At 41.1% G+C, this 8,568-nt stretch carries 10 protein-coding genes and 1 riboswitch; of the genes, 7 read left to right on the plus strand and 3 right to left on the minus strand.

The features are described from left to right. The first annotated feature begins 86 nt into the window (after positions 1 to 86). The 5 genes from COJ96_RS29285 to COJ96_RS28750 all read left to right on the plus strand — a co-directional run bounded on the left by COJ96_RS29285 (position 87) and on the right by COJ96_RS28750 (position 3,204). Positions 87 to 1,640: an N-acetylmuramoyl-L-alanine amidase gene (locus COJ96_RS29285; protein WP_251461117.1), complete on the plus strand. Its 1,554-nt coding sequence runs from the start codon at positions 87 to 89 to the stop codon at positions 1,638 to 1,640. A gap of 183 nt (positions 1,641 to 1,823) precedes the next feature. Beyond that, entirely contained in the window at positions 1,824 to 2,240 is a 417-nt protein-coding gene (locus COJ96_RS17440; RefSeq protein WP_098575081.1) for a VanZ family protein, read from the plus strand. Between the two features lie 181 nt (positions 2,241 to 2,421). Further along, positions 2,422 to 2,640, plus strand: a complete 219-nt coding sequence (locus COJ96_RS17445) for a DUF1659 domain-containing protein (protein ID WP_098575082.1) — start codon at positions 2,422 to 2,424, stop codon at positions 2,638 to 2,640. A gap of 40 nt (positions 2,641 to 2,680) precedes the next feature. Next, a complete protein-coding gene (locus tag COJ96_RS17450) occupies positions 2,681 to 2,899 on the plus strand; it encodes a DUF2922 domain-containing protein (RefSeq protein ID WP_098575083.1) in 219 nt (72 codons plus the stop codon). Between the two features lie 134 nt (positions 2,900 to 3,033). Continuing rightward, the gene (locus COJ96_RS28750; RefSeq protein ID WP_180230161.1) at positions 3,034 to 3,204 is read left to right on the plus strand and encodes a hypothetical protein; all 171 of its coding nucleotides are present in this window, start codon (positions 3,034 to 3,036) and stop codon (positions 3,202 to 3,204) included. Positions 3,205 to 3,341: 137 nt separating this feature from the next. Here the strand turns inward: COJ96_RS28750 and queF are convergent, their stop codons facing one another. After that, complete coding sequence (gene queF / locus COJ96_RS17455) at positions 3,342 to 3,842, minus strand: preQ(1) synthase (RefSeq protein ID WP_026564093.1); 501 nt, start codon at positions 3,840 to 3,842, stop codon at positions 3,342 to 3,344. A 127-nt stretch (positions 3,843 to 3,969) separates the two neighbouring features. Continuing rightward, a riboswitch (PreQ1 riboswitch) is annotated at positions 3,970 to 4,016 on the minus strand. A 216-nt stretch (positions 4,017 to 4,232) separates the two neighbouring features. Between queF and COJ96_RS17460 the strand changes: the two genes are divergently transcribed. After that, on the plus strand, positions 4,233 to 5,153 hold the full coding sequence (locus COJ96_RS17460) for a DMT family transporter (protein WP_098575084.1): 921 nt from the start codon (positions 4,233 to 4,235) through the stop codon (positions 5,151 to 5,153). A gap of 49 nt (positions 5,154 to 5,202) precedes the next feature. On the opposite strand, the gene COJ96_RS17465 is transcribed toward COJ96_RS17460, so the two are convergent. Continuing rightward, entirely contained in the window at positions 5,203 to 7,233 is a 2,031-nt protein-coding gene (locus COJ96_RS17465; protein WP_098575085.1) for a peptidoglycan recognition protein family protein, read from the minus strand. A gap of 286 nt (positions 7,234 to 7,519) precedes the next feature. Between COJ96_RS17465 and COJ96_RS17470 the strand changes: the two genes are divergently transcribed. Then, a complete protein-coding gene (locus COJ96_RS17470; protein ID WP_098575086.1) occupies positions 7,520 to 8,146 on the plus strand; it encodes a GNAT family N-acetyltransferase in 627 nt (208 codons plus the stop codon). A 53-nt stretch (positions 8,147 to 8,199) separates the two neighbouring features. Here the strand turns inward: COJ96_RS17470 and COJ96_RS17475 are convergent. Beyond that, positions 8,200 to 8,568 (minus strand): Crp/Fnr family transcriptional regulator (locus tag COJ96_RS17475; protein ID WP_098575087.1); only part of this gene is annotated, 369 nt, incomplete at its 5' end.

Consider the following 8,568-nt stretch of genomic DNA (forward strand, 5'->3'; position numbering starts at 1 on the left):
GTTTATGTTAGGCAGATGGAGTCCACAAGATTAGCTCTGCCATAACATATAGATGAACGTATTTTAAATGAAATGGAGGAGTAAGTATGAAGCTATATTTAGACCCAGGCCATGGCGGAGAGGATCCCGGTGCCCAAGGGAATGGGCTGAATGAAAAAGATATTACCTTAGCTATTGCGCTTAAAATACGAAAAATCATCCTCAATGATTATGAAAATGTTCAGGTAAAGATGAGCCGTACAAGCGATACGACCAGAAGCTTAGCCCAGCGCTCAAGTGGAGCCAACGCATGGGACGCAGACTTTTTCTTAGCTATTCACATCAATTCCGCTGACAGTTCCGCCCAAGGATATGAGGATTTTATTTACGATGGCGCATCGAATACTAGTAAAACAGCAAAATACCAAGATATTATCCATGCCGAGGTCATCAAGGTGAATCAGTTGAAAGACCGCGGGCAAAAAAAGGCCAATTTTCATGTCATAAGAGAAACGAAAATGCCTTCTATTCTAACGGAAAACGGCTTTATTAGTAATAAACATGATGCTGCACTGATGAAAGACTCGGCGTGGCAGCAAAAAGTGGCCCAAGGCCATGTGAACGGGATTGCCAAAGCCTTTGGCCTGAAACGTAAAGCTGTGAAGGAGACACCGAAAACAGCAACCACTACACCAAAAACCACTCAAACTACCACAAAAACAGTCTATACGGTTTATGTCGGCTCGTATAAATCAAAAGAGAATGCCCAGGATAGGGTCGCAGAATTGAAGAAAAAGAGCATTAAATCATCCATTGTTACCACAAAAATCTCTGGAGCTACATGGTACCGAGTGAAAGTTGCGAGCTACTCGACCAACGCCAATGCAGAAAAACGCCTAAAAGCAATTGAAAAAGCAGGCTATGACGATGCATTTATTATTACGGAAAAAGAAACCACCACGACAACGAAAACGGAAACCACCAAACCTGCAGCAAGCACCAGTTCAACAGCAAAACCTGCAACAAGCACTAATAAACCATCAACATCTACACCGGCCACGAGCACCAGTAAACCATCAACAACTACAACTACAAGTGCCAAAGGCAGTACAAGTACAAACCCAACTACGACTCCAAACAATACTACCAAAGAAATCCCCATCATCGCTGACCCCGGACAGTTTACTATTTTAGGCCCGACTTTCCTCTCGGCCGAACAGATGGACCAATTTGTAAAAAAGGTCAATCCAAAAGCACCTGCATTAGGTGAATTTTATCAAACGCTTGGAAAATATTACGGGATTCGCGGAGATGTAGCCTTTGCACAAGCCATTCACGAAACAGACTATTTTCGGTTTACCGGAGTCGTCAATCCTGAACAGAACAACTTTGCAGGAATTGGAGCAACAGGTGGAGATACGCGCGGTGCACGGTTTGAAAGTGCAGAAGAAGGTGTCCTTGCCCAGCTTCAGCATTTATATGCGTATGCGACAACCAAGCCTCTGCCAAATCAATATCCATTAGTTGATCCCCGCTTTCATCTTGTCGATAGAGGTTCTGCTCCAACATGGACAGCTTTAAACGGAAAATGGGCTGTTCCAGGTACAACCTATGGTCAATCCATTCTTGCCCTTTATCAACAAATGATTCATTCAGTCTAATGGATAGTGGGAGTTTTCCAAATTCCACCTCCTTACATGGATAAAGCCTGGCACTCCCCCTGCAAAAGACCTCTTTTAATCATTCAGAAGAGGTCTTTTCCTATTTGTTTTTTAAATTCCTCCGCTCGCGGTATATTACGGAAAAACCAGGACCACACTGAAGGAAAACAGGAGGTCTTTTCTATGCGTGGATTTTTTATTTTATTATGGGCTCTAGTAATCTTTATTTTAACCTGTACCGCCAGCTTTTCTGCATTAAAGGAATCAGGCCAAGTTCACTTTCAATGGGACAGTCATCCTAACTTTTCTGAACTTCTAGCACCATTCCCGCTCGAGCTTACCCATGACTTCCTGCTTCAAAAATGCGGACACGCCCTTGCTTTTCTCATTTTGACTATATTGCTGCAAACCAAATTCCGTTCCAAAGCATGGATTCTGTTCCTGGCCATTTCCTTTGCTTCTTTAACCGAAATCCTTCAATTATATTTCACACGGGACGGGAGAATTTTTGATATAGCCATCGATCTAATCGGGATTTTACTCGCATCAGGTTCCAGAAGTTTGTTTACAACACCGCAATCAAAGCAAACCCATCTTTGATTGCGGTGTTTACTTTTATTTATAGGCATTTCCCAATTTAGCCGGAAATTTTTCGTTTATTATTCATACAATCAGCATACTCTCCGTTTTATTACGAGCCCAAGTCTATCCATTTATTTTCCCACACCATGTCCTTTTTACCGACTTTTTTCTATATAAAAGATGAAAGGAGGTGAGGGACATGGCACAATCACTTTTAGAAGGGACGAAGCTTCGCTTAGTGTTTGAAGGAGGCATGGACGATGATGGCGAACCAATCTTACACGCCAAAACGTTTAGCAATGTCAAAAAAGATGCGACAACAGATCAGATCTTTCAAGCAGCAATAGCCATTTCCGTTTTGTGTAATGACATGCTAAACAAAGTAGAGCGAAATGACAGTTCTGAGATCATCGCTTAGTAAGAGAGGCACATTAGGATAAGAATGGAGGTGAATAAATATGGCAAAAACATTAGAATTACAATTTGCGACTGAACTTGGAAAGACAGCACGTCTAACGGTTGATAATCCCAAAGATCCAATTGACGAAGAAATCGTCAAGCTATCGATGGCACAGATTATTGCCGCTGAGGTTTTCACTACAAGCAGCGGCAAGTTTGTCTCTTCTAAAGGTGCGAGAGTTATCGATCGCAGCGTGACTGACTATGAACTTGTTTAAGTGGCTGAAAAGCCATTATAGAGAAAACAAAATTTTCTCGATAATACAAAAATGCGGCTCATCTCAGATGACCGCATTTTTTCTATTATAGTCACGAAAAAATGGGCATAGATAGTAGAGGAGGTGAAAAAACGATGACAAAAGATCCGAATTTACGCGGGGATATGCTGGCAGATGAATGGAATAGCGAAGAAGTTCAAAACGAAATGATGTTCACCGGAATAACCCACGACGAATGGCTAGTCAACCGACTAAATGATGATGATGACTTTCAAGAAGAAGAACATGATGATTACGCATGGTAATCCAGACACCAAAAGCCACGGACGGCTCCGTGGCTTTTCAGCATTACTGGCGGATGAGTGCGCTTAACTGGCGGAAAAGCCCCCTTACTAAACAGAACGGATCGTAAAAAAGAGGCCGGAAACCCAGCCCCTGCTAATTAACGATTATCCACTTTCTCAGGATAGATATCATGATTCATCAAACGGAAATGGGCCATCTCTTCATACTTGGTCCCTGGCTTCCCATAATTGCACCATGGGTCAATGGAAATTCCACCGCGTGGAGTGAACTTGCCCCACACCTCAATATACCTTGGGTCAAGCAGTTTAATTAAATCATTCATAATAATATTCACACAATCTTCATGGAAATCCCCATGATTCCTGAAACTAAACAAATATAACTTCAACGATTTACTTTCAACAATCTTTTTGTCCGGAACATACGAAATATACATCGTTGCAAAATCCGGCTGGCGCGTGAGCGGGCATAAACTAGTGAACTCCGGGCAATTAAATTTCACAAAATAATCACGGTCCGGGTGAAGATTATCGACCGCCTCCAATACCTCCGGCGCATATTCAAATGAATAGGTAGTCCCCTGATTACCTAATAAAGTTAAATCTTTTAAACCTTCCTCATGGCTTCTGCCAGACATAAAAAAAACCTCCTTGCAATCTGCCCCACACTTTTTCCAAGAAAGAGTTTCCGCGGTGGCTCTACTCTTCAACTAACAGGACCCAACAAAAAAGCCACGTCCAATATGGACATGGCCTAATAGTCATGTATCCATAGTTTTTTATAGAGGGTATCAGCTATGAACCTCTCCCGCAAGTACGGGTAATCTCTTCTTCATATCATATAGAACACCACACCATTCGTCAATGGTAGATGAAGGCAAAATCCAACAAACCTTTATTAATGAAAATATTTACTGTGCTGGTGCCTGACACCATGTGATATAATAAACAATATTTGCGCAGATTTCGGATGGCGAAAGAATTTTTATATTAAGAAATAGACCTGTCAGAAGGCAGAGGGGGATATGATGAAACAACAAGAAGTAGGTTCAAGGGGTATCGGGCTGCCGCTTACCATTTCCATCATTACCATTTCATTTTCGGCGATTTTTGTCAAATGGTCAGACGCACCAGCCTCGATTTTAAGTATGTACCGGATGTGGTTTGCCAGTCTCTTAATGGTACCGATCGTCTGGAATAAACGAAAAGAATTTAAGACCATTGAAAAAAAAGAATGGTTGTTTTTATTTTTTTCAGGCGTCTTTCTAGCTCTCCATTTTGTCCTTTGGTTCGGGTCTTTGAAATTAACGACAGTCGCAAGTTCGACCATCATCCTGGCCTTGCAGCCAATCGTTTCATTGATCGGAGGCTTTCTTCTATTTAAGGAACGAACCACTGTATCTGCATTGATGACGATGGGGATTGCCATTATCGGAGCGATGATGATAGGCTGGGGAGATTTCGGATTAAGCTCGGATGCGATGATGGGGGATTTACTATCATTCTTTAGTGTCATCGCTGTGGTCGGATACTTATTAATCGGTCAATCCATCGTCAAAAAAGTCTCACATTGGCTCTATAGTTTTTGTGTTTTTTTCGCTGCTGCGATCGTCCTTACGATCTATAACGTATCAGCAGGTGTTTCTTTAACTGGCTATCCAGCTAAGGAATGGGGTATCTTTCTACTGCTTGCCACCGTTCCAACCGTTAGTCACGTGATTAATAATTGGCTCTTAAAATATGTCAATGCAACAACGATTTCGATGAGTATTTTAGGTGAACCCGTTGGTTCTACAATTCTAGCAGTGATTCTCTTAAATGAACATCTCGTCACATGGCAAATTGTTGGAGGAATGCTCGTCCTGCTCGGTGTGTTCTTCTTCCTGAGCCAGAAGCAAAAACCGCTGCCACAAGTAGTCAAAGAAGAAACGGTGAATTCAATAGAATAATAGAAAAAAGGGGCTATCATAAGCCCCTTTTTCCTTTGTAAGATTGCAGTTACTGCACCAACCACACCGTCTTACCGGCTAATTTCCCTCTATACCAGTTCGTGCTCCCTACTTTTGCCGTGAGCTCGGCCGTGAATTTCTTATTTTTGTAGGCAGAAAGTTTTTTATAAACCACGTCTTTCTTTCCGCCCCATGCTTTGCTGTAGGCACTGCCTGTTCCTTTGAGATTCATGGTTTTGGCTTTTTGGCTTACTACGGCATAGCTTATATCGGAAATATCGGCGGAATGTACCCAGCCGATGGCGTTCGAACCAGTGGAACTTTTACTAATTAAATAATAGGTTTGACCATTTAGCTTACCTTTTCTTTTTATATAGTAAACCTTATTGGTATAGGTAGATCCGGCCTTAAAGTAGGAACTTGAACCTAACTTTCTATAAATCTTTATGCCGGTTTTTTTGATATTGCCTAAACGGTTCTCTGCACTTTCAAGCGTTTGGTTTAGGTAGGCGCTTTGAATCCATACCGTTTTATTAGCGAAACTACCACGATACCACGTGTTAGTGCCAACCTTTTCTGTTAAATTAATCTTAAATTCTTGGTTTTTATTTTTCGAAAGGTCTTTAAAGACAATATCCTTCGTACTGCCCCATGGCTTGCTATAAACGATACCTTTACCCGTTAAATACATCGTTTTTGCATATTTGTCATAGGAAGTATGGGAATAAGTAGTGATATCGTTGGCTTTTACCCAGCCAATGACCCCTGTTGCACTACTTGGCTGTGTACTAATTAAATAATATGTTTGATCGTTGATGGTCGCTTGTTTCTTAATGTAATAGACGGTTCCAGTGTAAGTGGATCCGGCTGGAAACGCTCCAGTTTCAGTGCCGACCGTTTTATAAATATTGACACTGCCATTTTTGATCTGACCTAACCTGCTGGTCGATCGCTCCACCTTTGGTGCTAATCTGCTCGAATAAATCCACACGGTTTTTCCGTCCAAATTCCCACGGTACCAAACCATATTTCCAACCGTTTCTGTTGCGTTCACCTTAAATTCTTGATCTTTATATTTAGATAGAGAAGAATAGACGACATCTTTCGTCATTCCCCATGCCTTGCTATAGGCGCTGCCCTTCCCCGTAAAATACAATGTTTTTGATGTTGACTTTAGACTTGATTCAGGATTAGTAAGCAAATCCGAGGCCTTGGCCCAGCCGATTACTCCGTTTACACTACTAGCCTGCTCACTTAGCAGATAATACGTTTGTCCGTTTACAAAGGCTAATTTTTTAATAAAAAACGTTTGATTCGTATACGTTTCCCCTGCAGGAGAGGCGGCTGCCGTATCTTTATAATCTTTATAAATCAAAACTTTACTGCTTGGAATTTGCCCTAAACGATTCGTATTCTCCGTTTTATCAGGGAGAGCTTTATATTTCATCGTCACTAACTGAACAAATTGATCCCAACTATAGCCCCACTTTTTAAAATAAGCATGTGGATCCGTATGGGTCGATGCACCAAGATACTTGGTGACTGCACCATGCGACCATAGAGTACCCACACCTGTTTTTTCGGCACTTATCAAAGGTAAATTATACTCATAGAGTAAGGAGGCGATGTAATTCCCATAGTTATTGATTGAACGGGCAAATTGATCAAACGTCTTCACACGTACTAATTCAATATGTACAAAACGCTGGTTTGCGTAGTAACCTGCACCCCAAGCGCCATAATTCGGGTTATGGATTTCAATGACACGTGAACCATCTGCGAATGCATGAACAAAGGCATTTCTATGGTTTCTCGTCATATAGGCAATTTCGCCTGTAATCGTCGAGTTGCTGTTGGCTGTTTCATGGGCGACAACACCCTCAACCTCACCATACCCATTCCGATAAGCGAATTTTGTAAAAATGCTTTGGTGCTGATTCTCTACTTTCGCAGGGACTAGTTTCTTAGAAGCGATATAATCATTCACATTGGGATAGGTTGTACCCGCTGCGCTCATAAGAGAGGGATGGACTAAAATAAAAAGTAACAGTGACAAAACAGAGATGACAACTTTCTTCATTTTTCCTCCTAATATAATAGTTTAAATGTCGAATAGACTCATAAAACTATTATACTATGACAAATGAACTGATTCTAAGAAATATTTAGTTTTTCTAAATAATTTTGGTAATTCAATGATGGTGTCAGGCACCATGATGCAGGTTTGTGGTGTGGTTTTACTGGCGGATAACTCCACATTACTGGCGGATAACAGCTTTTTACTGGCGCAATCTTTCAAATTCGTTTTCAAATTCGACATTATAGGATACTATTACCTATAACATCAAAAAAGGCAGGCAACCCCAATGACAGTCAATGAAATTAGCATAACGGAGGGTAATTTAAGCGAGCTGCATAACGTCTATCAACGCTTACAAATGGACTTCCCAGCCAATGAATTAAAAGATTACAAGCATTTTCAAAAGCTTTTAGCTAACGAAAAATACAAACTCATCTGGGCAAGGCAACAGGAAAAAATCGTTGGCTATGCCTTAATTTATGAATTTGAGCACTTACCAGCGATATGGCTAGATTATATGGCAATCGATCAGCAATTCCGGAATGCTGGCTATGGGTCCCTCTTTTTTCATAAAATCACTCAATCAAAGCGGGATGGGTATATTGGGACGTTTGTAGAATTGGAAATACCAGAAGAAGATCCAGACTCACGAGAGCAACAAATACGAAGAATAAACTTTTACGAACGAATGGGTGCAAGAAGACTAAATATCTCTTATAAACTCCCCACAAACGATGGCGGGCTTCCCCTGTACCTATATTTTAGACCGTCTCCTCATATACACCGATTGCCAAAGGAACAAATACTAGCAGGGATCGAAGAAGTATTCCAATTTATCCATTCAGATGTAATCGATAAAGACACCATATTAAACGAAATTTCACCGTCCATTGAAGATGAATATTTTAACTAAAAAGAAAAGCAGAAGTTCAGCTCTCACTCGAGCTGCTTCTGCTTTTCTTTATGTTAAGCTTTTACTTTTTCATGACCAGTGTGACTAGTGCCTTTTTTGTTCATTTTAGTAATGAACGGGACCACCCAGCGGTCTAAACCGATTCTACCAGCATTGTAACCTGCTGTTAGAATGATGAAGCCAAGGAAGATGTCTCTTGGGTTATGAGATACTGTACCTGCTAAGAAGAAGCTGAAATTCATTACAAGGCCGAAGAACATGGCTGTTGTTGTTAAGCATCCTAAGATCAATCCTAAACCGATTAAAGTTTCGCCCCAAGGAACAATGACGTTGAACACATCCACGTTTGGCAGTGCAAAGTGTTTTAAGAAGTCTACATACCAGCCAAATACGACCGCGCCGTCTGGACCTTTTACTGGGTT

It is taken from the genome of Bacillus sp. AFS073361, from assembly GCF_002567005.1.
Classification (GTDB): domain Bacteria; phylum Bacillota; class Bacilli; order Bacillales; family Cytobacillaceae; genus Neobacillus.

Coding starts and splice junctions, on each gene's coding strand:
- COJ96_RS29285 (WP_251461117.1), top strand. CDS start 87: ATGAAGCTATATTTAGACCCAGGCCATGGCGGAGAGGATCCCGGTGCC.
- COJ96_RS17440 (WP_098575081.1), top strand. CDS start 1,824: ATGCGTGGATTTTTTATTTTATTATGGGCTCTAGTAATCTTTATTTTA.
- COJ96_RS17445 (WP_098575082.1), top strand. CDS start 2,422: ATGGCACAATCACTTTTAGAAGGGACGAAGCTTCGCTTAGTGTTTGAA.
- COJ96_RS17450 (WP_098575083.1), top strand. CDS start 2,681: ATGGCAAAAACATTAGAATTACAATTTGCGACTGAACTTGGAAAGACA.
- COJ96_RS28750 (WP_180230161.1), top strand. CDS start 3,034: ATGACAAAAGATCCGAATTTACGCGGGGATATGCTGGCAGATGAATGG.
- queF (WP_026564093.1), bottom strand. CDS start 3,842: ATGTCTGGCAGAAGCCATGAGGAAGGTTTAAAAGATTTAACTTTATTA.
- COJ96_RS17460 (WP_098575084.1), top strand. CDS start 4,233: ATGAAACAACAAGAAGTAGGTTCAAGGGGTATCGGGCTGCCGCTTACC.
- COJ96_RS17465 (WP_098575085.1), bottom strand. CDS start 7,233: ATGAAGAAAGTTGTCATCTCTGTTTTGTCACTGTTACTTTTTATTTTA.
- COJ96_RS17470 (WP_098575086.1), top strand. CDS start 7,520: ATGACAGTCAATGAAATTAGCATAACGGAGGGTAATTTAAGCGAGCTG.